At 64.9% G+C, this 26187-nt stretch carries 21 protein-coding genes; 9 read left to right on the forward strand and 12 right to left on the reverse strand.

Features of this window, described 5'->3' with window-relative positions; genetic code table 11:
• Nucleotides 1-117: 117 nt before the first annotated feature.
• The 8 genes from OVA06_RS01225 to OVA06_RS01260 all read right to left on the reverse strand — a co-directional run bounded on the left by OVA06_RS01225 (nt 118) and on the right by OVA06_RS01260 (nt 9554).
• The gene (locus OVA06_RS01225) at nt 118-1644 is read right to left on the reverse strand and encodes a CotH kinase family protein (RefSeq protein ID WP_268155728.1); all 1527 of its coding nucleotides are present in this window, start codon (nt 1642-1644) and stop codon (nt 118-120) included.
• A 224-nt stretch (nt 1645-1868) separates the two neighbouring features.
• On the reverse strand, nt 1869-2381 hold the full coding sequence (gene bcp, locus OVA06_RS01230; protein WP_268155730.1) for a thioredoxin-dependent thiol peroxidase: 513 nt from the start codon (nt 2379-2381) through the stop codon (nt 1869-1871).
• 19 nt (nt 2382-2400) lie between these two features.
• Nucleotides 2401-3156, reverse strand: coding sequence for a winged helix-turn-helix domain-containing protein (locus OVA06_RS01235; RefSeq protein WP_268155732.1), 756 nt, complete (start codon nt 3154-3156; stop codon nt 2401-2403).
• 105 nt (nt 3157-3261) lie between these two features.
• Nucleotides 3262-4605: an allantoinase AllB gene (gene allB / locus OVA06_RS01240; RefSeq protein WP_261621030.1), complete on the reverse strand. Its 1344-nt coding sequence runs from the start codon at nt 4603-4605 to the stop codon at nt 3262-3264.
• On the reverse strand, nt 4598-5794 hold the full coding sequence (locus OVA06_RS01245; protein WP_268155735.1) for a glycerate kinase: 1197 nt from the start codon (nt 5792-5794) through the stop codon (nt 4598-4600). The genes allB and OVA06_RS01245 overlap by 8 nt, the downstream gene beginning before the upstream one ends.
• Nucleotides 5795-5797: 3 nt before the next feature.
• On the reverse strand, nt 5798-7588 hold the full coding sequence (gcl, locus tag OVA06_RS01250; protein WP_268155737.1) for a glyoxylate carboligase: 1791 nt from the start codon (nt 7586-7588) through the stop codon (nt 5798-5800).
• A gap of 176 nt (nt 7589-7764) precedes the next feature.
• On the reverse strand, nt 7765-8643 hold the full coding sequence (locus OVA06_RS01255) for a 2-hydroxy-3-oxopropionate reductase (protein ID WP_268155739.1): 879 nt from the start codon (nt 8641-8643) through the stop codon (nt 7765-7767).
• A 110-nt stretch (nt 8644-8753) separates the two neighbouring features.
• Nucleotides 8754-9554 (reverse strand): hydroxypyruvate isomerase family protein, encoded by an 801-nt coding sequence (locus OVA06_RS01260; RefSeq protein WP_056080883.1) that lies wholly within the window; start codon nt 9552-9554, stop codon nt 8754-8756.
• 469 nt (nt 9555-10023) lie between these two features.
• Here OVA06_RS01260 and OVA06_RS01265 point away from each other — a divergent pair, with 469 nt between their 5' ends.
• The 6 genes from OVA06_RS01265 (at nt 10024) to OVA06_RS01290 (ending at nt 18376) form a co-directional block, all read left to right on the forward strand.
• On the forward strand, nt 10024-10833 hold the full coding sequence (locus OVA06_RS01265) for a carbohydrate ABC transporter permease (RefSeq protein ID WP_235501519.1): 810 nt from the start codon (nt 10024-10026) through the stop codon (nt 10831-10833).
• Between the two features lie 59 nt (nt 10834-10892).
• Nucleotides 10893-11759, forward strand: a complete 867-nt coding sequence (locus OVA06_RS01270; RefSeq protein ID WP_235501518.1) for a carbohydrate ABC transporter permease — start codon at nt 10893-10895, stop codon at nt 11757-11759.
• A 55-nt stretch (nt 11760-11814) separates the two neighbouring features.
• Entirely contained in the window at nt 11815-13134 is a 1320-nt protein-coding gene (locus OVA06_RS01275; protein WP_200937805.1) for an ABC transporter substrate-binding protein, read from the forward strand.
• Between the two features lie 83 nt (nt 13135-13217).
• Nucleotides 13218-15062, forward strand: a complete 1845-nt coding sequence (locus tag OVA06_RS01280) for a BNR-4 repeat-containing protein (RefSeq protein WP_268155742.1) — start codon at nt 13218-13220, stop codon at nt 15060-15062.
• A gap of 37 nt (nt 15063-15099) precedes the next feature.
• Nucleotides 15100-17382: an FAD-dependent oxidoreductase gene (locus tag OVA06_RS01285; protein ID WP_268155744.1), complete on the forward strand. Its 2283-nt coding sequence runs from the start codon at nt 15100-15102 to the stop codon at nt 17380-17382.
• Between the two features lie 79 nt (nt 17383-17461).
• Nucleotides 17462-18376: a LacI family DNA-binding transcriptional regulator gene (locus OVA06_RS01290; RefSeq protein WP_056080868.1), complete on the forward strand. Its 915-nt coding sequence runs from the start codon at nt 17462-17464 to the stop codon at nt 18374-18376.
• A 32-nt stretch (nt 18377-18408) separates the two neighbouring features.
• Here OVA06_RS01290 and OVA06_RS01295 read toward each other — a convergent pair whose 3' ends face one another.
• Nucleotides 18409-19293, reverse strand: coding sequence for a DeoR/GlpR family DNA-binding transcription regulator (locus OVA06_RS01295; RefSeq protein WP_326493563.1), 885 nt, complete (start codon nt 19291-19293; stop codon nt 18409-18411).
• 35 nt (nt 19294-19328) lie between these two features.
• Here OVA06_RS01295 and OVA06_RS01300 point away from each other — a divergent pair, with 35 nt between their 5' ends.
• Nucleotides 19329-20378 (forward strand): acetylxylan esterase, encoded by a 1050-nt coding sequence (locus OVA06_RS01300; RefSeq protein ID WP_056080865.1) that lies wholly within the window; start codon nt 19329-19331, stop codon nt 20376-20378.
• A 166-nt stretch (nt 20379-20544) separates the two neighbouring features.
• Complete coding sequence (locus tag OVA06_RS01305) at nt 20545-21591, forward strand: DUF808 domain-containing protein (protein WP_268155748.1); 1047 nt, start codon at nt 20545-20547, stop codon at nt 21589-21591.
• 104 nt (nt 21592-21695) lie between these two features.
• On the opposite strand, the gene OVA06_RS01310 is transcribed toward OVA06_RS01305, so the two are convergent.
• Both OVA06_RS01310 and OVA06_RS01315 read right to left on the reverse strand, forming a co-directional pair.
• Nucleotides 21696-22985, reverse strand: a complete 1290-nt coding sequence (locus tag OVA06_RS01310) for an MFS transporter (RefSeq protein ID WP_261621035.1) — start codon at nt 22983-22985, stop codon at nt 21696-21698.
• Nucleotides 22986-23058: 73 nt separating this feature from the next.
• Nucleotides 23059-24303, reverse strand: coding sequence for a M20 metallopeptidase family protein (locus OVA06_RS01315; protein WP_268155750.1), 1245 nt, complete (start codon nt 24301-24303; stop codon nt 23059-23061).
• Between the two features lie 137 nt (nt 24304-24440).
• Between OVA06_RS01315 and OVA06_RS01320 the strand changes: the two genes are divergently transcribed.
• Complete coding sequence (locus OVA06_RS01320) at nt 24441-25463, forward strand: Lrp/AsnC family transcriptional regulator (RefSeq protein WP_268155752.1); 1023 nt, start codon at nt 24441-24443, stop codon at nt 25461-25463.
• 69 nt (nt 25464-25532) lie between these two features.
• Here the strand turns inward: OVA06_RS01320 and OVA06_RS01325 are convergent, their stop codons facing one another.
• Nucleotides 25533-26033: a hypothetical protein gene (locus OVA06_RS01325; protein WP_268155754.1), complete on the reverse strand. Its 501-nt coding sequence runs from the start codon at nt 26031-26033 to the stop codon at nt 25533-25535.
• Nucleotides 26034-26187 lie beyond the last annotated feature (154 nt).

Here is a 26187-nt window from a genome sequence, read left to right on the forward strand (position 1 = left end):
TTGGAGATTCGGTCAATAATGGCCAACATCAAGTGAAGCGGGTTTCCGCTGTCAGCAACAACTCCGCCGTCAAACCCGGTATTCCGCCACCCCCGCCGGAGACCCCTGGCCGGCGGCCTAAACCTGGTCCTTGAGCGCATCCGTGCGTTGCTGGATGAAAGTGCGCAGGGTCTGCGTTTCACCAGCCAGTTCCTCGGCGGTGAGGCCGTCGCTGAGGGGTACGACGGCGGCAATTGAGTCCAGGAGGCCGGCGGCGGTTCCGCTGGCGTACAGCTGCGCGTAAAGATCCGCGTAGGCGGCGTCATAGACGGACTGGAAGGCCTCCGAAGCCAGGAACCTTTCCTTCAGTTCGTTGCCGCCGCGGCCTCCGCCGCTTGGACCTCCAGCCCCGCCTGCCCCTGTTCCACCTGCTCCCGTTCCGCCCGCTGCCCCTGCCGTGCTGTCAGCGTCCGCAGCGGCGCCCGCAAAAGGTGCCCAGCCGCCGTCGTCCGATCCCGGAGGCTGCATGCCGCCGCCCGTACCTTGATTTCCTCCGCCGTCTGCGCCGCCACCACCGATGGACAGCTGCGCCTCGGGAGAGGCCGTGGCGTCGCCGGTCATGGCGAGGTTGAGGTCCCAGGAAATGACCGAGATCTTCTTGGTGTCCAGGCTGTACCAGAGGTAGTAGTTCTGCCCGGGCCCGGCCATGTCATCGCCGTTGACCAACAGGTTCATCGTGGCGGTGTAGCGGGCAAAGGACTCCACATCCACCCGCTCCGCCATGCCGGCGTCGAACTCCTCGTCGGTGGCTTCGGACAGCCACTTGAGGAAGTCGACGATGGGCTGGACTGTCTCACTGTCCTCGTTGTTGAGCTGCTTGAACTGGTCCCCATAGGTGGCCAGGTCGTCGCCCTGGTACGTGAAGCTGGAGTCGGCATCAGCTTTGTAGAGGACTCCCGGCGTATCGAACAGGGTGTCCGCATAGTCCTCATCGGGGTTTTCCACGAGAAGCCTGGTCTGGGTGGGGCTGCCGTTCACCGAGTAGGTGGTGTAGGCGTACCGCTGCGTGGCCTGGCCGCTGGCACCGGTGAGCGCCAGGGCCAACGCCTCATTCAGGACGGGGGAGCCGGGGCGCAACGACACCTCGCCAAGCCCCTGGTAGGTCTGGCCGTCAACGTACTTGTCGAAGCGGATCAGCAGGGGCAGGGATTCGGGGACGTCGGAGGAGATCCCGGACGACGCCGCGTTCCCGCCCATCCCGACGCCGCCCGCGCCGTTGCCGCTCAGGCTCCGTAGCGTCGAGTTGCCCTTGAGCCGCACGCCCACGTTGGACACGGTGGTGCCGTCGATGGTGATGTCGGCCGCGATCCAGTCCTTGGACCCGTCGGCGTCGTAGGCGTCGATCATCGCGGCATAGTCGTCCTCGTTCCACGTGACGCTGACGGTGTGGGAGGTTCCGTCCGTGAACAGTGTGGAGTCCGCCGTCGTGGTGTCTGTGGTGCTGGTGCCTGTGCCTGTACCGGAGTCCACTCCCGCGCTGGCGGACGCTGCTGACGTGCCCTGCATGCCGGACGCCTCCCCACCGGCCCCCGCACCGCACCCGGTCAGGGCAAGGGCAACCGCCAGGGCGGAGGAGGAAAGGATGGCACCGGGGAAACGTCGCATGGGTCCTGCTTCAGGCTCGGAGATGTGTTCCATCCACGTTCCCGGGCCCAGCTGTGCCGTTGCTGTGCGGGTGCCATGCGGCCGGTATGCAAACCGGATGCGCCATCATATAGCGTTCCCAAACCCGGGTTTGGGAGCCCTGACTGATGGCGCATCCATTCAGCTGGCGCTACGAGTGAGCGCGCGTTGGGTTTTTGGCACCACGAGTGAGTGGCCGTTAAGGGTCAGAGGCCGAGTTCTTCCCGCAGCGCCGCGACGTGGCCCTGGGCGTCCACCTGGTACTGCGCCAGGATGGCGCGGCCGTCCGGCCCCACCACCACCGTGGAGCGCAGGACGCCTTCGATGATCTCGCCGTTGACCAGTTTCTCGCCCCAGGCGCCGTACGCCCGGGCCACGGCGTGGTCCCGGTCTGAGAGCAACGGGAACGTCAGTGCGTGGTCTGCGGTGAAGCCGGCCAGGGCTTCCGGGGCGTCGGGGGAAATGCCGAGGACCTCGTAGCCGCGGCCCTGCAGCGAGGCCAGGTTGTCGCGGAAGTCGCACGCTTCGGTGGTGCAGCCGGGGGTGGCGGCCTTCGGGTAGAAATACACGATCACGTTCCGGCCACGGAAGGACTCGAGGGATACAGGGTTCCCTGCGGCGTCCGGAAGGGTGAAAGCCGGTGCGGGGCTGCCGGGCTGGAGCCGGGCAGTGAAGGGCGCGGTGCTGGTGGGCGCGATGTTGTTGGGCGCGGTGGTCATACTGCTCCTCGGTGGGGTTTCAGATGGAGTATTCGGCGGGCCCGCGCACGGTGGCGTGCGGGCCGGGGATGAACTGGTAACCGCCGCCGCGGACCGTGGCCACGGCGTGGCGGGCGTTGCCAAGCTTCCGGCGGATCCGGCCCACGTAGACGTCGATGGACCGGGCGGTGGCGCCGGGGTAATTCAGGAACTCCAGGAATTCCTGAAGCTCCTCGCGGCTGACGGTACGGGACAGGTGGGTGACCAGGAACCGCAGCACCTTGTATTCGACGCCGGTCAGGGACACCGGCACACCGTCCAGGAGGACGGTATCGGCGGCGAGGTCCACGGCCACGGTGCTGACCGTCCCGGCCGACGGCGGCAGGTGGGGCCCGTCGTCGTCCGCGCTGCCTGCCGCCACGGTTTCCACCGCAGCAGTCACTGCAACAGTCCCGGCAGCGGCGCCGCCGGCCCTCCCAGTTGGAACACCGGTTGAATCCCCCGATGAATCACCGGCTGAATCGCCGGGGTCCTCCGCCGTGGAGGGAGTGCGGGAGGAGTGGTCTGTGGCTCCCTCCGCGGCGGAGGCCCCGGACGTGGGGGCTCCGGTGGCAGGCCAGTGGACTTCCGCCTCCGGAGCAGTCTGCAGGGCACGGGCGAGCACCAGTTCGGCGGCCCGGGCCAGGATTTCGGGGCTGATTCCTTCGTCCGGCACCACCCATACGGCCAGGCCGCGGGCCACAGCTTTGGGCTGGACCGTCCGCGGTGGCTGGCCTGAACGAGGGGGCTGGGTCATGGAAGGCTCCGCCATCTGCCGGCTGTGGGGCATCCTCGGGCGGGAAGGCATCCCCGAGGGGAAAGCCGCCCGCGGATGGTGTGCTTCCACTGCCATGGCGCGTCCCTAGACGCCGCCGCGGCGGATCAGCTTGCCCGTGGGGGTCTGGCCGTCCACCACGGCGCCGCGCAGGAAGGTCTTGCGGACCACGCCCGCGAGGGTCTTGCCGTCATAAGGCGTGATGGGGTTCTTGTGCTTGAGTTTGGAGACGTCCACCACGAAGGCCTCATCCGGTGCGAACACCGCGAAGTCGGCGTCGTAGCCCAGGGCCAGCTGCCCCTTGTTGGTGAGGCGGGCCAGGTTGGCGGGCTTCTCCGCCATCCAGGACACCACCTGTTCCAGCGGGATGCCGCGGTGCCGGGCTTCGCTCCAGATCAGGGAGAGGCCCAGCTGCAGCGACGAGACGCCGCCCCAGGCCACGGCAAAGTCGCCGTTTTCCAGGTCCTTGAGGTCCAAGGTGGAAGGGGAATGGTCCGAGACGATGCAATCGATAGTGCCGTCCTGCAGCCCCTGCCACAGCAGCTCCCGGTTGGAGGCCTCGCGGATAGGCGGGCAGCACTTGTACGCGGTGGCGCCGTCAGGGATTTCCTCGGCCATGAGGGTCAGGTAGTGCGGGCACGTCTCCACGGTGAGCTTGACGCCGTCGCGCTTGGCCGAAGCGATCATGGGCAGCGCGTCCGACGACGAGAGGTGCAGGATGTGCGCACGGGCACCGGTCCAGCGTGCCCGTTCGATGACCTCGGCGATGGCCTTGTTCTCGGCGCCGCGGGGGCGGGAGGCCAGGAAGGTTTCGTAGTGGTCGCCGCCGGGGTGCGGTGCGCGGTCGATGGCGTGGGAGTCCTCAGCATGGACGATCATGAGCGAGTCGAAGGACTTCAGCTCGGCCATGTCCTCCTCCATCTCGTCTGCGTCCAGGTGGGGGAACTCGTCCACGCCCGAGTGCAGCAGGAAGCACTTGAAGCCGAAGACACCGTCGTCGTGCAGAGGGCGCAGGTCCGCCTTGTTGCCCGGAATCGCGCCGCCCCAGAACCCCACGTCGATGAACGCCTGGTCCTCGGCCACCTCGCGCTTGAGCTTGAGGTTTGCCACGGTGGTGGTGGGCGGGACGGAGTTCAGCGGCATGTCGATGATGGTGGTGACGCCACCGGCTGCTGCCGCGCGGGTGGCGGAGGCGAAGCCTTCCCACTCGGTGCGGCCGGGTTCGTTGACGTGGACGTGGGTGTCCACCAGGCCCGGGAGCAGGGTTTCGTCGCTGGCCAGTTCGATGATCTCGGTACCGGCCAGGCCGTTGCCCAGCGGCTCGATGGCAACGATCTTGCCGCCGCGGACGCCCACTTCGCGCGGTGCGATCCCGGCGGTGGTGAGGATGCGCTGGCCCCGGATGACCAGGTCAAAACGTTCTTCAGACACGGAGGTCCTCCTCGGTACTTGCGGCGCCGGCAGGCCGTCCGGCCGCCAGCCGCTTGCTGATCTGGGTGCCCAGCTGCTCCAGGAGCTCGCCGGCCTCTGATAGGCACCTGTTTACATCGGTTTCGAGCTCGGTCAAAGCGTAAACGTCTTCGAATCCTGCGGCGGCGGTCTGGCTGTGCTCCAGGCTGGTCCGCCCGCACACCGCAATGACGGGAATGCCCCGTGCTGCTGCGGCCCTGGCAACTCCCATGGGGGTCTTGCCGAGCAGGCTCTGTTCGTCCAGGCTGCCTTCGCCGGTGATCACCAGGTCGGCGCCGGTTAGCCGGTCCGCCAGTTCGGTGAATTCGAGGACGACGTCGATTCCCGGCCGCCGCGTTGCGGCCAGGGCTGCGATGGCGGCGTAGCCCACGCCGCCGGCTGCTCCGGCTCCGGGAGCCTCGGCGGCCTTGACGGCGCGGAATCCGATTTCCCTGGCCAGGACTTCGACAAACCTGGCCAGGGCGGCGTCGAGCATGCCGACGTCTTGTGGTGTGGCACCTTTTTGCGGGCCGAAAACCGCCGCGGCGCCCTGGGCGCCCAGCAGGGGGTTGTCGACGTCGGATGCCAGCACGAAGCGGGTGTCCACCAGGCGGGGTTCAAAGTGGGTGAAGTCGATGCTGTGCAGGTTTGCCAGCGCCGCACCGCCCGGGGGAAGTTCGTTGTTGCCGCTGTCGAGGAACCTGGCGCCGAGGCCCTGCAGGAGCCCCGCACCGCCGTCGGTATTCGCGCTGCCCCCAACGCCCAGCACGATGCGGCGGCAACCTGCGTCCAGCGCCGCACGGATGAGCTGCCCGGTGCCCAGGCTGGTGGCCGTGGTGGCATCCGCCGAGGCGGGCCGGCCGCCGTCCTGTACCCGGGGAATCAGCGCCAGCCCGGAGGCTGTGGCCATTTCGATGACGGCTTCGTGGCCCCGGACGGCGAACTCGGCTTCCACCGGCTGCCCGGTGGGCCCGGCCACCGTGGCCGTGCGCCGGGTGAAGCCGGAGCCGACGGCGGCGTCGAGGGTGCCCTCGCCGCCGTCGGCCACCGGAATCCGGAGGACATCGAGGTTGCCGCCTGCTCCGCGCTGCAGGCCCTTTTCGAGGAACCTGCACACCTCCGGAGCCGACAGGGATCCCTTGAACTTGTCCGGGGCAATCACGATGCGCATGGTTTAGGCCTGCAGTGCCAGGATGGCGGTGGGGGCGTCAGCGGCGGACTCGGCCAGTTCCTCGAACTCGTTGACGGCGTTGATTTCCACGCCCATGGAAATGTTGGTGACCTTTTCCAGGATCACTTCCACCACCACGGGAACCTGGAACTCGCCCATCAGGGCCTTGGCCTTGTCGAACGCTGCGCCCAGGTCGTTGGGGTCTTCCACGCGAACGGCCTTGCAGCCCAGGCCCTCGGCCACCTTCAGGTGGTCCACGCCGTAGCCGCGGGTCTCCTCGGACAGGTGCGAGCTGTTGATGTTCTCGAACGCCAGGGACACGTTCTGCTCCATCTTGAAGCCGCGCTGGGACTGGCGGATCAGGCCAAGGTAGGAGTTGTTCACCACCACGTGGATGTACGGCAGGTTGAACTGCGCGCCCACCGCCAGTTCCTCGATCATGAACTGGAAGTCGTAGTCGCCGGAGAGCGCCACCACTGTCTGGTCCGGGTTGGAACGGGCGACGCCGAGGGCTGCCGGGGCGGTCCAGCCCAGGGGCCCTGCCTGGCCGGCGTTGATCCACTTGCGCGGTCCGAAGACGTGCAGCATCTGCGCCCCGGCGATCTGGGACAGGCCGATGGTGGACACGTACGTGGTGTCGCGGCCGAAGGACTTGTTCATCTCCTCGTACACACGCTGCGGCTTGATGGGGATGTTCTCGAAGTGGGTCTTGCGGTGCAGGGAGGCCTTGCGGTCCTGGCATTCGGCAACCCAGGCGCTGTAGTCCGGCAGGGACCCTGCCGCCTTGCGCTCTTTGGCGAGCTCAACCAGCCCGGCCAGCGCCGCGCCGGCGTCGGACGCGATGCCCAGGTCCGGCGAGAACACGCGGCCGATCTGCGTGGGCTCAATGTCAATGTGCACGAACGTGCGGCCGGCCGTGTAGGTCTCCAGGCCGCCGGTGTGGCGGTTGGCCCAGCGGTTGCCGATGCCGATCACGAAGTCGCTCTGCAGGTAGTTCTCGTTGCCGTAGCGGTGGGACGTCTGCAGGCCCACCATGCCGGCCATCAGCTGGTGGTCGTCCGGGATGGTGCCCCAGCCCATCAGGGTGGGGATCACCGGAACGTTGAGGGTCTCGGCCAGCTCCACCAGCTGTGCGGAGGCGCCGGCGTTGATGATGCCGCCGCCGGCCACGATCAGCGGGTGCTTGGCGGCGAGCAGCATGTCCAGGGCCTTTTCCAGCTGCTTGCGGGAGGCCTTGGGCTTCTCGACGGGCAGGGGCTCGTAGGTATCGATGTCGAACTCGATCTCGGCTAGCTGCACGTCGATGGGCAGGTCCAGCAGGACGGGGCCGGGACGGCCGGAGCGCATCAGCTGGAAGGCCTTCTGGAAGGCGCCGGGAACCTGGCCGGGTTCCAGGATGGTCATGGCCATCTTGGTGACGGGCTTGGCGATGGACTCGATGTCCACGGCCTGGAAGTCTTCTTTGTGCAGCTTGGCCACGGGGGCCTGGCCGGTGATGCACAGCATCGGGATGGAATCGGCCCAGGCTGCGTACAGGCCGGTGATCATGTCCGTGCCGGCGGGGCCGGAGGTGCCGATGCAGATGCCGATGTTGCCGTCCTTGGCCCGGCTGAAACCGTCCGCCATATGGCTGGCGCCTTCAACGTGGCGGGCCAGCGTGTGGCGGATGCCGCCGTGGGCGCGCATTGCGGAGTAGAAGGGGTTGATGGCAGCGCCTGGCAGGCCGAACGCCTCGATGGCGCCTTCCTTTTCCAGGATGGCCACCGCTGCATCAACGGTACGCATCTTGCTCATGGTGTGCTCCTTGTTTTGCCCCTTTGGAGGGCGAAGTCTGGGTGTTTTTGGGTGTGCTGAAGTAGCCCGGCGAGCCGTCGCGGGGCACTTTGGGGGTGTCGGCGTCGTAATTTACGACGCCGGCCGGCGTGTCCGTGTCGAAGTGCCCCGTTTGGCGGGGCTGCTTCAGGCCTGGGTTACTTGCGGCCGCTGAGCTGGAGGACCTGCTTGAAGAGTCCTGAGTGGTCCAGTGCGCCGTCGCCCTGGTTGACGGTGGCGGCGACGAGCTGTGCGACGACGGCGCCGAGGGGGACGGCGACGTTGGCTTCGCGGGCGGCGGCGGTGACGATGCCCAGGTCCTTGTGGTGGAGGGCGAGGCGGAAGCCGGGGTCGAAGTTGCGGTCCAGCATCTTCTGGCCCTTCTGGTCCAGGACCTTCGAGCCGGCAAGCCCGCCGCCGAGGACCTTGAGGGCGGCGTCGGTGTCCACGCCGTAAGCCTCGAGGAACGCAATTGCCTCGCCGAGGACCTCGATGTTGACGGCTACGATCAGCTGGTTTGCAGCCTTGACGGTCTGGCCGGAGCCCGAGGGGCCCACGTGGACGATGGTCTTGCCGACGGCGTTCAGGACGTCCCGGGCGTCGTCGAAGTCTGCCTTGTCGCCGCCCACCATGATGGAGAGCACGGCGTCGATGGCGCCCTGTTCACCGCCGGAGACCGGGGCGTCGAGCGGGCGGATGCCGGCTTCGCGGGCGTCATCGGAAAGGCGCTTGGCAACGTCCGGGCGGATGCTTGAGGCGTCGATCCAGAGGGCGCCCTGCTTGGCGTTGGCGAAAACGCCGTCCTTGCCGCTGACTACGCCCTCAACATCGGGGGAGTCCGGCACCATGGTGATGACGACGTCGGCGTCCTTGACGGCGTCGGCGATGCTCGAGGCGCCTTGGCCGCCCTCGGAGACCAGCTTGTCGATCTTGTCCTGGCTGCGGTTGAAGCCGGTGACGGTGTGGCCGGTCTTGACCAGGTTGATGGCCATGGGCAGGCCCATGATTCCGAGTCCGATGACTGCAACGTTGCTCATGATGGTTCTCTTTCTGAAAGTCTGCGGGTGGCGTCCCAACTAGGTCGCAGTAGATGTCGTTCTGGGCGGTCTAAACGACATCTGCTGCTACTCAGTTGGGCTGGTTGGTACTATTTGGCGGCGTGTTCGCGGATGGCCCAGCTGAAGGCTGTTTCCTGCGGTTCCTTGTATTCGAGGCCGATGTGGCCGTCGTAGCCGAGTTCGCGGCTGCGGGCGATCCATTCGCCGAGCGGGAGGGTTCCGGTGCCGGGTGCGCCGCGGCCGGGGTTGTCTGCGATTTGGATGTGGCCGAAGTCCTTGGCGTGGTTTTCGATGACGGATTCGACGTCGTCGCCGTTAACGGCCAGGTGGTAGAAATCGGCGAGGATCTTGATGTTCCCGACGCCGGCCTCCGCCTTGACGCGGGCGATGACCTTGAGTGCGTCGTCGGCGGTGAGCAGCGGGTACTTGGGTGCGCCGCTGACGGGTTCGAGGAGGACGGTGCCGCCGATGCGGGCCACGCCCTCAGCTGCTGCCGCGAGGTTCCTGACGGCCAGCTCGTCCTGCTCTTCGGGGGTGAATTCGTCCTGCCGGTTGCCGTAGAGGGCGTTAAAGGCCGTGCAGCCGAGGCGCTCGCCGATACCGGCCACTACCTCGATGTTGTCCTTGAACTCGGAGCAGCGTCCCTTCCAGGAGACCAGGCCGCGGTCGCCGCCGGGCATGTTGCCGGCGTTGAAGTTCAGGCCGGTGAGCTGCACACCCGCGTCCGTGATGGCGTTCTCGAACTTGGCGATCTCGCTGTCTGCAGGGACTGAGGTCTCGAAGGGCCACCAGAACTCGACGGCGTCGAAGCCTGCTGCCTTGGCCGCCGCGGGGCGCTCGAGCAGGGGCAATTCCGTGAGGAGGATGGAGCAGTTCACTGTGTACGTCATCGTAGGTCCTTCCGAGGGAGGGGCTTTGATCTATTTTCCCTTGCGGTGGGTCCGGCCTGCCGTTTCCGGCTCTTCGCTACTTTCCGCTTTGTGGAATTTAGATTCTGCTTTATGAAAAGTGTAGGGACATTACGGCGTGAGCGTCAAGAGCGGCGGTATGCCGCAGGGGCGTGATGTGATGTTTAGCCCAACCCGAGTTGCAAAAACTACCAAATAATTACAAGCCAGCGTGATTTCTTTTCAGAACTTCACAGGATTTGCTTGACAGGCCTCAAGTGCGGCCTGCATTCTGAAGGGGCACATAAACGAAACAGGCCCATATGAGCCCGCATTTGCCTCAAGGGCGAGGAAAAATCACACGGATGTGAATATGACAAGCAGTTCACAAGTAATAACATCTTCTAACAAGCCTCGAAGGCTGTCAGACGGAGTCTTCGCTATCCTCCTGGTCCTGCCGGGAATCGCTTTGATGACCGCAATCGTGGCTTATCCTCTGTTGACGGCCCTCGTGACGGCCTTCTTCAAGCAGAGCCTGGTAGTCCCGGGACGGAAATTTGTCGGTTTCGACAACATCGTCGACGTCCTGCAAGGGAACTTCTTCCAACTGTTCCAGCAGACGATGATCTTCACCCTCGGTACAACCATCCTGCCGTTTGCCATCGGCTTCGCCCTTGCCCTCGCACTAAACACCCGAATCCGGGGTGCCAACCTGATGCGTGGACTCATGCTTATTCCATGGCTGGTGCCCGGCGTGGTGGTTTCCTTCTTATGGATGTGGATCTTCAACGGAAATTACGGTGTGATGAACGCCCTGCTCGCACCCCTCGGGGTCGAGCCCCAGGCCTGGCTGGCCCAGCCCGGCACGGCCATGTGGGCTGTCATTATCGCTAAGACGTGGCAGTCCTTCCCTTGGATCATGGTCATGCTCCTCGCTGGTCTTCAAACAGTGCCGCGCGAGCTGCACGAAGCCGCCGAAATGGACGGAGCCGGCACGGTCAGGCGCTTCTTCGCCATCACGGTGCCGCAACTGAAGGGCATCATCGGGCTCGTTCTCCTTCTGGAGTTCATCTGGAACTTCCAGCACTTCGACATCATTTATGTCCTCACCGGCGGAGGGCCTGCGGGCAGTACCCAGACCTTTGCTACTTCCGTTTACGAAACCGCATTCCGCGGGTATGACCTCGGGCATGCCGGTGCTTTGGGCCTGCTATGGCTGATTCTCCTCATGGCGCTCGTGGTGGTCTATGTGCGCTTCTCAGAGAAAGGCGAGGAACGATGACCACCACTCACCAGAGCCCAGCCCCTACGACGGCACCAGATGCTAGTGGCAGCCATCTAATGAAGGAAAGGACCCCGCGGAAGGCGCCGGCCCTGCGCGCAGACCGCCCGGGTGTGCGCGTCGCCGCCTGGGCTTCCGTGATTGTCTGCGGCGGCTTCGGCTTGCTCCCGGTGTACTGGTTGTTGGCCACCTCCCTGACGCCCAGGGACCAGGTCTTCTCTTATCCGCCACGGCTTTTTCCCAGCGAGGTGTCATTCGAGGCCTACGCGTCTTTGTTCTCGAATTCACAGCTGTTCACCTACATGCAGAACAGCATCATCGTTTCCGTCGTTACGGCTGTGCTGTCGGTCATTGTCTCCGCCTATATGGGCTACTCCTTCTCGAAGTTCAGATACACCGGGCGCCGGGCGCTGATGTACTTCGTTCTCGCATCCCAAATGTTCCCGCAGGCCCTGCTGCTGGTGACGCTCTACACAGTCTTCAGCGCCTACGGCCTGCTCAACACCTATACGGCCCTGGTTCTCTCCTTCACCACCTTCACGCTTCCCCTGTGCGTATGGATGCTCAAGGGATTCTTCGACACCATCCCCAACGAGCTCATTGAGGCCGCCCTCATGGACGGAGCGTCACGCCTGCGCATCATCCACTCGATAGTGCTGCCGCTCTCCGCCCCGGGCATGGTGGCGGCCGGCCTGTTTGCGTTCGTCCGAGGTTGGAATGACTTCATTTTCGCCCTGACACTGGCCGGTCCTGACAAGCAGACGCTTCCACCCGGACTCGTCAACACATATGTCGGCGAAGCGGCCACGGCGTGGCCGGAACTGATGGCCGCCTCGCTGGTTGTTTCGCTGCCCGTTGCTCTCGCCTTCATCCTGCTGCAGCGGTTCCTCGTCAGCGGCATGACTGCCGGTGCCGTCAAAGGCTAGAACACCGCTGTACCCCGCAGCATCCAACACAAGACCCACGACAAGGAGGACACCTGTGTCCGCAAACTTTCCTACCCGTCCCTCACTGACAAGGCGCGGAGCACTGCAGCTCTTCGGCCTTGGCGCCGCCGCTACCGCCCTGGGCGGGTGCATGCCGACGTCGGGCGGCGCTTCTCCGCAGGGGAGCGCCGGCCTCAGCGGGGCAGGGCCGACTGACTTTAAGTTCGCTTCCTGGTCCCTGACTGAAGCCGCCGCAGCGCCGGCGCTTGAGCAGATCATCGACGGCTACGAAGCCAAACAAGGAGTGAAAGTCGCGCCCACGTCTTTCCCCTATAACGAGTACATCAACCAGCTGACGCTTCAGATCAAAGGCGGACAGTTCACAGGTGCGGCGCACGTTGACGTTGCCTGGCTGGGCTCACTGGCCGCCATGGGCAAACTCCAGGACCTCTCCAGCCTGGCAGAGGGCCGCGGATACACTGACGCCGCCCTAGCCGCTGCCCGGTTTGACGGGGTCCAGTACGCGTTGCCGTGGACCATTGGCGCAATCGGGCTCGTCTCAAACGCGGAGATGCTGCAGAAGGTCGGTGTTGCCCCTGACGGCTTTCCCACAACAATTGACGGATTTGAAAAGACTTTGAAGGACCTGAAGGCACTTGGCGGCGGGATCATTCCTTACGCAGCTTCAACGAAGGCCGCCCAGCTGAAGGACGTCCTGATCTGGATGCAGACGTTCGGCAGTCCGCTGGTTGACGGTGACACAGTGACCATCGGCGATGACGCAAGTGTTGAAGCGGTCACTTGGTATAAGAGCCTTTACGACCAGGGGTTGATTTCTCCTGATGTGGACCGCTTTGACGCGCGCTCGCTGTTCTCGCAGGGGCGCGCCGCGATCTACGACGACGCCCCGGTGGGCCGCAACGCTGTCACCAAGGAGTCACCCGATGCCAATCTCGCCAGCAAGCTCAACCCCGTGGCGCGCCCCGTCCTGAAACAGGGAGACAAGCCGCGCGCGCTCGTCTGGGGTGGCGCGATTGCCGTCGTGGACGGAGACGGTGCCGCAACTGCCGGCGACTTCGCCCAGTTCGCAACATCCGATTTGGACACAGTGCTCGGCGACTATGCGGTCCGCGGACTGCCTCCGGCAACGGCCGAAGCGCTGGAATCGGACAAAGTGGCGTCCGACGCTTTCGGTTCCCTCTTCAGCGAACGCATCACAGCTACCGCCACGACGAATCCGCTCTGGGCCTTCACCTCGTACTCACAAGTGGAATCGGAAATCGCCAACCGCGTCCAGGCCGTCCTGGTCGGTTCAGCGAAACCAGCCGACGCCATGAAGGCGGCCGGCGAGGCCGCCCAGAAGCTCGTTCGCTAGGCCGGTACTTGTTCGGCCCCGGCGGCGCCGCCGGGTTCCCCATCCGCCATGCCAGACCCGCATCACAGTTCAAGGAAGAACGTATGCTTCAGCACCTCCTTCGACCCGTCCTCACCGTCAGCTCGGCCCTTGTGGTCCTCCTCGCCGGCCTGGTGCCCGGAGCGGCAGCCAGCAACGGCACTGTAGACACCGCCTCCCGGGCCTCCTCGGAAACGCTGCCCTTCAAGGTTGACAGTTCAAACCAGGCGGCATGGTGGAATCCTGTGGCCGTAGCCAACGGAACTACCTACTTTGCTTTCAACGCACCCGCCGCGGCGTCTTCGCGGCACGAAGTCCACCTCGCTTCCCGGGACGATGGCGGCGCGTGGACCGAAGGCTGCCTGCGCACCGACACGAACGGACCCTGTGTAACGTTCCTTGACGACAACGGCCACAACCAGCCATCAATTGTCGTCGACGGCAACGGAACAATCCATGCCTTTGTCTCCATGCACAACGAGAAGTGGAACTATTTCCGCTCGGCCTCCCCAGGTGACGTCAGATCGATGACTGACGCAACGGCCGAAATGCCTGACCTCGACGTCGATATCACCTACCCGGTAACGGCCAGCGGCCCGGACGGGGACGCATGGGTGCTGGTCCGCACAGGTACCGACGCAGACGGCGCACGGGAGGGCGTCCTGTATCACTACGACCTTGGAGCGGGCCGGTGGGAGCGGGAGACTGTCATCGCTGCGGCCAAGGGATACGCCTTCTATCCGGATGACCTCGCAGTCGGCGAGGACGGACGGTTGCACCTCCTTTGGGAATGGGGTCCCTTTCCGGCGGACCCTGCGCGGCATCTTGGCTCCTACGCCGTCTATGACCCCGACTCCGGGACGTTCACCGACGTCGCCGGCCAGGCCCTTACCGGCCCTATCACTCCCACCACCGCTGGGGCCGTGATCTGGCGGGACTTAGGGCCGGATGAGACCATACGTTCCTTCACGCCGGCCCTGCAGTCAGCCAAGCTTGCTATGCGGGGCTCCAGGCCGGCGGGCATCGTCTACCGTTTCGTGCCCAAGGATGCGGCCGCTTATGACTTTCTTAACGTGACGTGGGACGGTTCCAACTGGGTCACTGAGATGCTCCTTGACACCTCTTCCCTGGGCAGTGGCGTGGCCACTGCGGCGGCGCTGGACACCACGTCCTTCGGATCCAGAACACGTGCCTACACTGTCCTTACGGCACAGGTGTGCGGAGAGCTCCGCAGCCAGGCAGTGATGATCGAAAAGACCCAGGGTCGAGAGGGATTGGCCTACTTTCCCGTGGGTGAGCAGCGCATTGGGCAGCAACGGATGCGGGCAGAGACCCGGCCAGACGGTACAGACATCCTGTACCTGAGTGCTCCCAACGCTGCTCCTGCGGTACTGGAATACGTCGAGTTGCCCCGTGCCGGCCGGACAAGCGAGGGCAGCAAACTCGAGGACATCGTGGCAAACCTGCGCGGAGAACTCGGCGGCGTCAATGTCGCACTGGGAGCCAGTGTGCAGGCCTCGTCCGCCCTCCGGCCGGACACGGGCGGCGAACTTGCCGTCGACGGCATCTGCACCGACGCAAGCAGGTGGATATCGGCAGTCGGCGATACGGCCCCCAGCATTACTATCACGCTGCGCAAACCCCAACGGCTCGACGAGATAAGGGTCCGGAGCGGCTACAGCACTGACCCGGGAACAGATTCGGTGCTGCGCAGCTTCACCGTGGAGGTCCACACAACTGAAGGCTGGACCCAAGTGGGACAGTACACCGGCAACCGGGACCGGCTGGTCAGGACGGCCGTAGCTGTTGACCTCGAAGTAGACAGCATCCGCCTACTCATCAGTGACCCTTCCGCTTCACCGACCGACGTTGCAAGGGTCTTTGAGATTGAAGCCATCGCAAAAAGCTGAGTCCTCAGCTCCGCCTCCAGGAAGGAACAAACAGAGCATGCGAACACAGACCGTCGAGGCCGACGTCGTCGTTATTGGAGGAGGTCTGGCCGGCGTCAGTGCAGCGGTTTCTGCAGCGCGCCTTGGAAAACGCGTTGCTCTGCTCAACAACCGCCCAGTACTGGGCGGCAACTCATCATCGGAGGTCAGGGTATGGGTGTGCGGAGCCACGGCCCACGGAAACCAGCGGTGGGCGCGGGAAACCGGAATCATTGGCGAGCTCTATGTCGAAAATCAGTTCCGAAATCCGGAGGGTAACCCCATCCACTGGGACGACGTGGTGCTCGACGCAGTCCGGCGGGAGGAGAACATCTCGCTGTTCCTCAACACCGACGTGCGGGATGTCCTCGCCAGCGGTCCCGACGACGCCCGCACCATAGAGTCTGTGTGCGGCTGGACCATGGGTTCGGAAACCCTGACCACATTCATCGCCCCGGTCTTCCTCGACTGCACCGGCGACGGTTTGGTGGGCCACCTAGCGGGCGCCCAGGCACGGCTAGGGAAGGAAGGGCGGGCGGACTTCGGCGAGGACTGGGCACCGGAAGAACCAGTGCGTGAGTTCCTTGGGTCGACGCTGCTGTTCTACACCAAGGACACGGGACGCCCGATCCGCTTTGTCCCCCCGGAAACTGCGAAGGACATCCGCGAAACATCCATCCCGACCTCGCGCGTCATCCGCAGCGGCGACAACGGCGCCCACTATTGGTGGGTGGAATGGGGCGGGGAACTGGACATTGTGGAGGACAACGAGCGGATCCGTGATGAGCTCAGGTCGGTCATCCTCGGTATTTGGGACTACATCAAGAATTCCGGGGCATTCGATGCCGAGACCCTCGACCTTGAGTGGATCGGGAACGTACCCGGGAAACGGGAATACCGCCGTCTGGTGGGGGACTACACCCTCCACCAGGGCGATATCGTCGGACAGACGGAATTCGACGATGGCATCGCATATGGCGGCTGGTCCATCGACCTGCACCCCGCTGAAGGGATGTATTCAAGAAATGCCGGAGCCTTGCAGCGTTTCTCGAATGGTGTTTTCGAGATCCCCTTCCGTTCCCTCTATTCTGCGAACGTGGAGAACCTGCTGATGGCCGGCCGCAATGTTTCTGCCACGCACATCGCTTTCGGGGCCGCACGTGTAATGGCCACATGCGCTGCTATGGGGCAGGCTGCGGGGACAGCCGCCTCCCTGGTGCTCGACAAGCGGACAACGCCCCGCGGCCTCTACAAGGAGCACCGCGATGAACTGCGCCAGACCCTGCTTCGCTGGGATGCCCCCGTTCTGGGCGTCCCCAACAACGACCCCGCCGATTTGGCGCGTCGGGCAGCCGTGTCTGCATCGACGTTGACAACGCATATCGGGACGGGAGAACACACTGATCACGAATCCCATAGCCTGGTCAACGACATCGGCATCGTTGTGCCGGTCCATCCGCGACTCGACGCCGTGGAGCTCCTCATCACCGCCCTGCGGGACACGACATTGACGGTGGAAGCCTGGTCAACGGGCAAAACGCAGAACGTTGTCCCCCAACACCTGGAGTCATCGGCAGAGGTCATGATCCCGGCGGGGCACCAACAATGGATCACCGCAGCCATTGGCTGGCCAACCTGCGAGCCCCAAAACGCCGTCGTGGTCCTACGCGCAAATGACGACGTCGTGGTGCATCTGTCGCCGGAGCTGCCACCCGGGGTCCTGACGCTTCTGCGGGCACCCGATTCGGAAGATCAGAATGTGATGATCAGCCAGGAAGAACTCCTTGTGCAGTGGCCAACCAAGCCCTTACGGGGAAAATCCGTGGTGTTCCGTGCCCTTCCGCGGACAGCGGCCTTGGCGCCGGAACGTGCGGTCAGCGGCTATAACCGGCCATTCGGGGGCCCGAACATGTGGGCATCGGCTCCAATGACGGCCGGGCAGCCGGAATGGCTGCGCCTGGATTGGGGCCAAGCGGTGGACGCGCGGGAGGTCCGCGTGGTGTTCGACGATGACGTTGACCTTGAGCTGAACACCCTCCATCATCACCGAAGCCCCCATCTGGTTATCCCTGAGCTCGTCAAGGACTACCGTATTGAGGTGCTGCCGGACAGGCCTCCGTCGGCAGGGAGTGAGTCTTGCGGCGACTGGCTTCCCATTGCGGAAGAGACCGGCAACAGGCGGCGGCACCGCGTTCACCCTGTTCCTCCCGGGGTAGGACCGTTTAAGGCCCTGCGACTGGTTATCACCGCGACGAACGGGGCCGTACAGGCGCGCGTCGTTGCCCTGCGGGTGCAGGAGTGAAATGCGGCGCGATACCCTAACCTACAGATCAGACCGTCCCGGGGGACCCAGCGGGCGACCTTTAGCCAGGAGGACAACAGTGTCCGTTGCCAACTCGGCCTCCGAGCGCAGCACGCCGGTCACCCGGCGGGAGCGTACCGGAATTGTGGCCCTCGCCGTTCCCAACCTGGAGGAACCGTATTTCGCTGAGCTCACGACACTGCTGGCGCGTGGTGCCGAGAAACGGGGCTTGTCCATCCTCATCCAGCAGACTGAAGGCGATCACGACCGGGAGGTGGACGTTGCCAACGGCGTTGGGCTTCCCGCCATCGACGGCCTCATCCATATTCCGCGGTCGCTGACAGTCGGCGACCTCACCCGCCGTACGTCCCCGGGGCCGCTGGTGCTTCTGGGCGAGCACATCCAGGTGAGCCCTTTCACGCATATCTCGATCGATAACCGGGCAGCCGCAGACACTGCCACCGAACACCTGGCATCGGCCGGGTGTGCGCGGGTGGCGTTCATTGGACCACGGGACGCCAGGCCTTCTGACGCGGCCGATCAGCGTTACGCCGGTTACCGCGACGCTGTCGACCGTCTCGCCCTTGCAAAGGAATCCCACCTGGTAGTGTCCGTGGACGCTTTTACGCCCGAGGAAGGTCTGCGCGCGATACGGTCCCTCAAGGCCACAGGCGCAGGCTTTGACGGCGTGGTGTGTTCCAACGATTCCGTTGCCTTCGGCGTACTGGCCGGCCTCAACGAAGCCGGTGTCCGGGTCCCCGGGGACGTGGCAGTCATTGGAATCGACAACGTTCACGCCAGCCAGTTTTCCGTACCGGCGCTAAGCTCTGTCGCCCCCGATGACGGACGAATTGTCGAGGCAGCCTTCAGCGAACTGGAACGGCAGATAGCAGCGCCTCCGGGGTCTGACACCCCCGTCCGTCACATCGTCGTTGATTCTGCCTTGGTTGTGCGGGCGAGCTCATTGCGGGCCAGCGGGGTGCAGGAACGATGAGCTCCCGACACCATCAGATGAGCCACGCCGGATCATCCGGCCCGGCCGGCTACATCGTCCAGGGCTTCGCCGCGGGCGCCAGCCTCGTCCTGCTCAACGATCCACAATTCCCTGACATGTGCGCGCAGCGTCCTCTGCGCCGTTTCGTCGATGCCGTCGTCCATGATCAACCTATCGACCTCGTGGAGCTCGGCGATCGTCGTCAAACCGACGGCGCCCCACTTGCTGGAGTCAGCCAGTACGGTGGTTTCGCGTCCGGCGGCAACGAACGCACGATTAGTTTCCGCTTCCAGGAGGTTAACCGTTGTGAGGCCGGCCTGAATGTCGACGCCGGACACGCCGATGAAGACAAGGTCGCAGTGCAGGCTGCCAAGGGAGCGGACGGCGACGGGGCCCACCATGGCATCGGAAGGCGTGCGGACACCACCGGTCAGTACAACGGTCTGGGTGTACGGTTCGTCCGCACGGTCCGGCCGGGCAAACACATCGGCAACAGGAATCGAATTCGTGACGATGGTCAGTTCCGGGATACCGCGCAACTCCTGGGCCAGAGCCCACAGGGTGGAGCCCCCCGCGAGGCCTACCGCCATTCCGGGAACTACCAGCGCCGCCGCCCTTTTGGCGATACTTCGTTTTTCGGCGGTCATGTTCCGCGCCTGGGTTGCGAAGGTGATGTCGGTTCGTTCGTTCGCGGCTCGAGGCATCGTTGCTCCGCCGCGGACCTTTTCAATCAGCCCCTCGGTGGCGAGGCTTTCGATGTCCCGGCGGACTGTCATCTCGCTGACGCCAAGCACTTCCGCCAGTCCGGTAAGGCTCACCGTTCCAAGCCGGCGTACCTCCGACATGATGCGCGACCTGCGTTCAGCAACAAGCACGGCTTCTCCCTTCAGTTCCCCCCTCAGTCTGCCATGAGTCACCGGCCGCCCTTGGCTGGGGCGGGCGAAGATCGCACATGCTGACGCGCCGGACCGACGGCAGTGGTGCGGTGACAAAGTTTCCCTATTCCAAGTGGTTCCCGGCAGCCCATCGTGATGGCTCATACGGTTATGAAACAGATGGACTGCTGTCCATCCAGCCAGTTGAAGCGCCGGCGAATTTCGCCAGCCTGTGGAAATCCTGGTACAGGCAAGCGGTTCCCGTTCCGGCCTCTGTCCGGCTGACAGAAGTGGCCCCCGTCGAGGGGCGCCGTGTCTACGAAATCGAACACGCGGCGACCGGCGGGCTTCGGCTGCGGGGATGGCTGGCAATGCCAGCAGGCGGCGGAGAGCCGCGTGCTGGTGTGGTGCATGGCCATGGTTATGGCGGGCGGGAGGCAGTCGACTTTTCGCGGGTTCCCGGGGACGCGGCAGTGATGTTCGCGCTGGCCCGCGGACAGGGACGGTTGAACGCCGGCTTGGGAGCCCCTCTTCCGGAAGATGGGCACGTGCTCTTCGGTATTGAGTCCATTGACACGTATGTATTGGGGCGCTGTGCCGTGGACATCTGGCATGCTGCCAGTGCACTTACCGAAGTGGTTGGCGACGTACCGCTCTACTATGTGGGTGAAAGTTTCGGTGGAGGGATCGGCGCGCTGGCAGTTCCGTGGGATCGGCGCTTTGTTGGGGCCACGCTGGTGGTGCCCAGCTTCGGCCACTACGACCTGCGCAACAGCCTTGCCTGCGACGGCAGCGGCGAACGGGTACGTTCCCATGTGCAACTCCACCCGGAAGCCCGTGAGGTCCTTCGGTACTTCGATGCATCGACGGCCGCTACCTTCCTGAAGGTTCCTGTACGGGTGGAGTGCGCTCTGTGGGATAACCATGTTCCGCCGCCTGGCCAGTTCGCCGTGGCGAACGGGGTAGCCTGCGCGTCCAGCCAAGGCCTTGGCGCCGAACTTGACCTGGACATCCAACCCGCTGGACACGTCGAGTACCCCGGCATCCAGCCAGTGCGTCAGGCAGCTTATGCAGCAACTAAGGCGCACCTCGGCCGCAGCCTGGAGGGTGCCGCGCGGCGGGCCTGACGCCAACGCAGCAAAGCGAATTTCCCACACAACTTTGCCCTGCCGCCGGCCGGCCGGGTAGCCAGCACCTTGAGCCGCCAACATATACTCCGAACATGCCAATCACGCGCCTCGACCGAGACATCCCAGTGACGCCGTCAGCCTCCACCCGAACCGGAGCGGAGCTGTGAGCGGCGGCCTCGTCGCCCTACTCGACGACATTGCGGCCCTGGCGCGCATAGCGGCGGCCTCGGTGGACGACGTCGCAGCCGGAGCGGCCAAGGCCGGTGCAAAGGCGGCAGGTGTGGTCATCGACGACGCCGCCGTCACGCCTCAGTACGTATCCGGGGCCGACCCGTCCCGCGAGCTTCCGATGATCAAGAAGATCTTCTGGGGCTCACTGCGCAACAAGCTCCTAATCATCCTGCCCGCGTTGCTCCTGATCAGTGCCTTCATCCCGTGGAGCATTCCGTTCATCCTGATGCTCGGTGGCACCTACCTCTGCTACGAGGGTGCGGAGAAGGTGTGGCACAAGCTCCGCGGCCACCACTCGGCGGACGAAGATTCGCCTGCCGTTGACCGGGGTCCCGAGGCGGAATCCAAGGTGGTCAAGGGGGCCATCACCACCGACTTCATCCTGTCCTGCGAGATCATGGTGATCGCCATGAACGAGGTCCCCGATGCTTCCCTGTGGGTGCGGGCGCTCATCCTGGTGGTGGTCGCGATTGTCATCACCGTGGCGGTGTACGGCGCCGTGGCGCTCATCGTCAAGATGGACGACGTCGGCATGCACCTTGCCGCGAAGGATTCCGCGGGCTCCCAGCGATTTGGCGAGCTCCTGGTCCGGGGGATGCCCGCAGTGCTCGGTGCCATCACCTTCATCGGAACCATCGCCATGCTCTGGGTGGGCGGCCACATCATGCTGCAGGGAACGCACGATCTCGGCTGGCACACCCTGTACGACCTGGTCCATGCCCTGGAGCACCCGTTCGCCGGCATTGCGGTGGTGGGCGGCTTCCTGGCCTGGCTCGTGAACACCCTGTGTTCCGCAGTGCTGGGTCTCATCTGGGGGACCATCGTGATGGCTGTTGTGACGCCGCTGCTCAAGGCGCTGCCGTCCAACAAGGCCAAGGCTAAAGAAGAGCACGGTCACGCGGGCAGTGGCACGACCGACGGCAACCATGCCGCCACAGCCCAGCCGCCAGCGAAGAACGACGGCGGAACGGCCTCCTAGCCGCGGTGCACCGCTGCGGGTGCGAATGAAAACAGAACAACGACGGCGGGCTCCGCACCAGATCAGGTGCGGAGCCCGCCGTCGTCCGTGAAGCCTGTGCAGACCTAGTGCGTCAGGTCCTTGCCCTTCGTCTCCGGGATGCTGAAGACGAACGCGGCGCTGATGACCAGCAGCACCACTGCGTACACGTTGAACACCTGCGGCGCCCCGAGCGAGGTACCCAGCCACTGCTGGAGGTAGGGCGCGGTGCCACCGAACACCGCCACGCAGATGGAGTACGGGACGCCGACGCCAACGGTGCGGATCGACGTCGGGAAGAGCTCGGCGTACACGGCGGGAACGATGGCGGCGCTCGCGGCGATGAAGATCAGCATGACGGACATCGATACTGCCAGCTGCCACGCGGAATCCTTCAGCAGCCAAGTCATCGGGAAGTGGAACACCGCCGAGCCGATGGCGCCGGCCCACAGCACCTTCTTGCGGCCGATGCGGTCGGACAGCTTGCCCCAGAAGGGGAGGGCGGCAATGAACACGATGTTGGCGACCACGCCGGCCCACAGGGCTTCGCCTCGGTCGATCTTCAGAGCGGTAGTGGCGTAGCTCGGTGCCACGACGCCCCAGATGTAGTAGATCACCGTGAGCCCGACGGTCAGCCCGATCACCTGCAGGGCCTGCTTGCGGTACTGGACAACCTGCGGCCAGATCGGGGCACGCTTCTCCGTCTTTGACTCGCCTTCAAACGCCTCGGTTTCGTGCAGCCGTGACCGCATAATCAGCGCGTACAGGCCCATCGCGGCGCCCAGCAGGAACGGGACCCGCCAGCCCCAGGCGTTCATGGCCTCGGCGGTCATTGTCATGTTCAGGACCGCGCCCAGCAGGGTGCCGAACAGGATGCCCACCGTCCCCGATGTGTAGATGAGGGTGGCCCAGAATCCGCGGTGCTCCTTGGGCGCCATCTCGGACAGGTACGTCTGCGACGACGGGAGCTCGCCGCCGTGCGCCAGGCCCTGCACCAGCCGGGCCACCAGAAGCATCAGGGATGCCCAGGCGCCGACGGCGGCGAAGGTGGGTGCGACGCCGATCATCAGGCTGCCCAGCGAGGCGAGGCCGACGGCGAGGGTCATGGACGCTTTGCGGCCCACCCTGTCGCCGATCCAGCCGAAGAGGAAGCCGCCGAAGGGGCGGGCCACGAAGCCGACGGCGAAGATCGCCAGGGTGGACAGCACGGCCGAGGCCGGGTCCTGCTTGCTGAACAACTGGCTGGCGATGAACGGGGTGAACGTGGCGTAAATGGCCCAGTCGTACCATTCGACGGCGTTGCCGATGCCGGTGCCGACGACGGTCTTGGCGGTGGACATGCGTCCAGTCTGCTGCTTGCTTACTGCAATGGACATGGTGGCTTCCTGGTGGTCGGTTCGGATGGTGGTGGCGGGCAGCGGCGCTGCTGCCGGCTGTGAGTCTTGTCGGCTATGACGCGGCGTAAAGTGTGGCCAGCCGCGAGATCGCAAGCTGGGCGTAGAGCGCCGCCCCATCAGCCAGCACGCCGTCGTCGAAGGTTGCGTAGGGGGAGTGGTTGAACGGTGAATTGGCGTGGTCGGCGCCCGGCGCGACGGCGCTGAGCCCAATAAACGTGCCCGGCACCTCGGCCAGCACCCGGGAGAAGTCCTCCGAGCCGCTGAGCGGAGTAGCCCAGCGGGCCAGGCGGCGCTCGCCGAAGAGGCTGCCGATGACCTTTTCGGCGGTGTGCGTCTCGTCCTCATCGGTAATGGTGAGCGGGTACTCCTGCAGATAGTCGACGGCGACCTCCACGCCGTGTGCGGCGGCAATCCCCTTGAGCAGGCGCGGCACGGCCTCCATCATCTTTACGCGGGACGCTTCGGAGAACGTCCGTACGGTGGCCTCGATGCGGGCTGACTCCGGGATGACGTTGCGTTTGGTGCCGGCATGCAGCACGCCCACGGACAGGACCACGGGATCGAACATGTTGAACTGCCGGGTGACCATCACCTGCAGGGCGGTCACCATCTCCGCTGCCACGGTCACGGGGTCCTTGGCCGAGTGCGGTGCCGAACCGTGGCCGCCGGCGCCCAGCACGGTGACCTCCAGCCCGTCGGAAGCACTGAGCATGACGCCCGGCTTGGTGCAGAACGTGCCGTGCGGCTCCAACGAGGAGAACACGTGCATGCCGTAAGCCGCCTGGACGCGGGGGCCTGCGGCGTCCAGGACGCCTTCGCGGAGCATATAGCTGGCGCCGTCGAAGCCTTCCTCGCCCGGCTGGAACATGAGGACGACGTCGCCGGCCAGCTGGTGCCGCTTCTCGGCCAGGAGGGTGGCGGCTCCGGCGAGCATGGACGTGTGCAGGTCGTGGCCGCAGGCGTGCATGGCGCCATCGGCCTGGGAGGTGAAGTCCACCCCGGTCTTCTCCTGGACGGGGAGGCCGTCCATGTCCGCGCGGAGCAGGACGGCCGGGCGGGCGTTGCTGACGCCGGCATTCTTTTGTCCTCCGGCGCCCGGGTGGCCGCCGCGCAGGACTGCAGTGACCGACGTCGTGTCCTTACCCAGGGTGATTTCATAGGGAAGTCCATCCAGCGCCTGAAGAACCCGTTCCTGGGTGCGTGGGAGGTGGAGCCCGATTTCCGGTTGCCGGTGCAGGTCGTGGCGCAGGCGGGCCAGGTCTTGCTGCAGGTCCTTGGCATCGGTGGTAATCGTCATTCCAGCTCCTCGGCGTCGGTCAGTCCTTCTCGTCGACTATTCTGGAGTGGCGTGGTTCACATTCCCGTTTAGCGCAGGAAATATGCTGTGCGGCTGGCCTCTTCGCACGATTCGTGCACTACATCAGAAGGATGGATATGGAGCTCAGCGAGGAGGATCTTGCCCTGATCCAGGTCCTGCAGACCTCACCGAGGTTGGGTTGGGCTGATGCGGCCAAAGTACTGGACGTTCACGCCACCACCCTCGCGGCCCGGTGGGAGCGGCTGAAGTCCAGCGGTACCGCATGGGTGACGGCCCATCTGGCGGGTGATCCTCAGCAGATGCTTCTGGCGTTCGTGGCCGTGGACTGCGAGATGAACCAGCGGGAAGCCGTGACCGCGCAACTCACAGCCATCCCGGAGATCGTCACCGTCGAGGAGGCCGCCAGCCACCGGGACCTCATGCTGACGGTGATCACCAAGACCCTTGAGGAGTTCAGCGAGAAGGTGGTGGCCCGGCTCAAGGCCATCCGCGGGCTGACCAAGTACCAGACCTCGCTGTGCACCCGGTTGCACAGCAGCGGTGACGCCTGGCGGCTCAACATTCTCGACAAACCGCAGCTGGCGACGCTGCGGACGCTCGGAAACCAGGCTGCGTCCGGCGGCAGCCCTGCGCCGGCCCAGCTTCCCGCCAGCCACCTGGACCTGCTGCCCTACTTGGCGCGGGACGGCAGGGCCACCGCGGCGGATATTGCCCGCGGCCTGGGCCGGCAGCCGGCCACGGTACAGCGCCAGTTAAACCGGGTGCTGGGCAGCGGCATACTGCTGTTCCGCTGCGAGGTGGCCCAGGGACTGTCCTCCTACCCCGTGACCTGCCAGTGGTTCGCTAACGTGCCGGCAGGCCGGCACGAGGAAGCAGCGGCGGCGATCCGCACCATCAGTAATGTCCGGCTCAGTGCCTCCACCACCGGGCCCACGAACTTCGTGATCATCATGTGGCTGCATTCCCTGGCGGACGTCATGACGGCGGAACTGACCCTGCAGCAGAAGGTACCCGGCATCGACCTGGTGGAAAGCGTGGTCATGCTCAGCACCGTCAAACGCGTGGGGTGGCTGCTGAACCGGGATACGACGGCGAGTGGCGCCGTCGTCCATGCCGGCGGCTTGGAGATGGCCGGCTGATGTGTGTCCCCGGCGGGCCCGGATACAGAGGTGAGCCAGGGGCTTGGCCCCTGGCTCACCGGGTTTGGATCAGCCATGCGAGTTGACGCCTGTTAGCGTGCCGCTTCTCATCCATCCGGACCACTCAAGCCGGCCATTGCGATCGACTACAGCGAACCGGATCTCGTGGTAAACCTCTTCGGGGCCGCGGCGATCAAGCTTGCGGCTCACACGGTCATACCTGTCAACGATCTCGTAGCGGTCGCCGCGGTGCACGTAGTAGGTGAAGCCGTCATACATACCTTCGTGCAGCTTGGTGTCACGGCCACGATCCTTTTCGTAGCGCTTTTGCTGGATGTGGACGAGCTTCTTCCCGTCACCACATCTCACACTTACCGGGAAGTTCACCCAATCGCCGCGGGCATCCTGCGGTGTCAGGGGTTTGACGGTACAACCATTTCTGTAGTTGTCATTGGCCTGGGCCGGTGCGGCGATTACCGCGGCACCTCCAAGAAGGCCCAGGGTGAGGGCTGGAACCAGCGCCATTTTCGCCCTGATGGACCGGGTTTTGAGTGTTGGAGTGATTGACATTTTCTTGCTCCTGAAAGGATGCATTTCCCATTTGTGCAGGGTGCGAGTGTCCCTGCTAAGGCAGCGCTGAGCGCGCGACCGGGCAAGTCGCGATTGACCAGTATGGCGGCAACAGCCTGCCTGTCCCATTTCAAACAGCACGCCCGACTGAGCG

Source organism: Pseudarthrobacter sp. SL88, assembly GCF_026672455.1.
In the GTDB taxonomy this organism is placed as follows: domain Bacteria; phylum Actinomycetota; class Actinomycetes; order Actinomycetales; family Micrococcaceae; genus Arthrobacter.

Bases quoted from the DNA above. Each gene is read 5' to 3' on its own strand.
- OVA06_RS01225 (WP_268155728.1), bottom strand. From the start codon at position 1,644: ATGCGACGTTTCCCCGGTGCCATCCTTTCCTCCTCCGCCCTGGCGGTT.
- bcp (WP_268155730.1), bottom strand. From the start codon at position 2,381: ATGACCACCGCGCCCAACAACATCGCGCCCACCAGCACCGCGCCCTTC.
- OVA06_RS01235 (WP_268155732.1), bottom strand. From the start codon at position 3,156: ATGACCCAGCCCCCTCGTTCAGGCCAGCCACCGCGGACGGTCCAGCCC.
- OVA06_RS01245 (WP_268155735.1), bottom strand. From the start codon at position 5,794: ATGCGCATCGTGATTGCCCCGGACAAGTTCAAGGGATCCCTGTCGGCT.
- gcl (WP_268155737.1), bottom strand. From the start codon at position 7,588: ATGAGCAAGATGCGTACCGTTGATGCAGCGGTGGCCATCCTGGAAAAG.
- OVA06_RS01255 (WP_268155739.1), bottom strand. From the start codon at position 8,643: ATGAGCAACGTTGCAGTCATCGGACTCGGAATCATGGGCCTGCCCATG.
- OVA06_RS01260 (WP_056080883.1), bottom strand. From the start codon at position 9,554: ATGACGTACACAGTGAACTGCTCCATCCTCCTCACGGAATTGCCCCTG.
- OVA06_RS01265 (WP_235501519.1), top strand. From the start codon at position 10,024: ATGACCGCAATCGTGGCTTATCCTCTGTTGACGGCCCTCGTGACGGCC.
- OVA06_RS01270 (WP_235501518.1), top strand. From the start codon at position 10,893: ATGAAGGAAAGGACCCCGCGGAAGGCGCCGGCCCTGCGCGCAGACCGC.
- OVA06_RS01280 (WP_268155742.1), top strand. From the start codon at position 13,218: ATGCTTCAGCACCTCCTTCGACCCGTCCTCACCGTCAGCTCGGCCCTT.
- OVA06_RS01285 (WP_268155744.1), top strand. From the start codon at position 15,100: ATGCGAACACAGACCGTCGAGGCCGACGTCGTCGTTATTGGAGGAGGT.
- OVA06_RS01300 (WP_056080865.1), top strand. From the start codon at position 19,329: ATGCTGACGCGCCGGACCGACGGCAGTGGTGCGGTGACAAAGTTTCCC.
- OVA06_RS01310 (WP_261621035.1), bottom strand. From the start codon at position 22,985: ATGTCCATTGCAGTAAGCAAGCAGCAGACTGGACGCATGTCCACCGCC.
- OVA06_RS01315 (WP_268155750.1), bottom strand. From the start codon at position 24,303: ATGACGATTACCACCGATGCCAAGGACCTGCAGCAAGACCTGGCCCGC.
- OVA06_RS01320 (WP_268155752.1), top strand. From the start codon at position 24,441: ATGGAGCTCAGCGAGGAGGATCTTGCCCTGATCCAGGTCCTGCAGACC.
- OVA06_RS01325 (WP_268155754.1), bottom strand. From the start codon at position 26,033: ATGTCAATCACTCCAACACTCAAAACCCGGTCCATCAGGGCGAAAATG.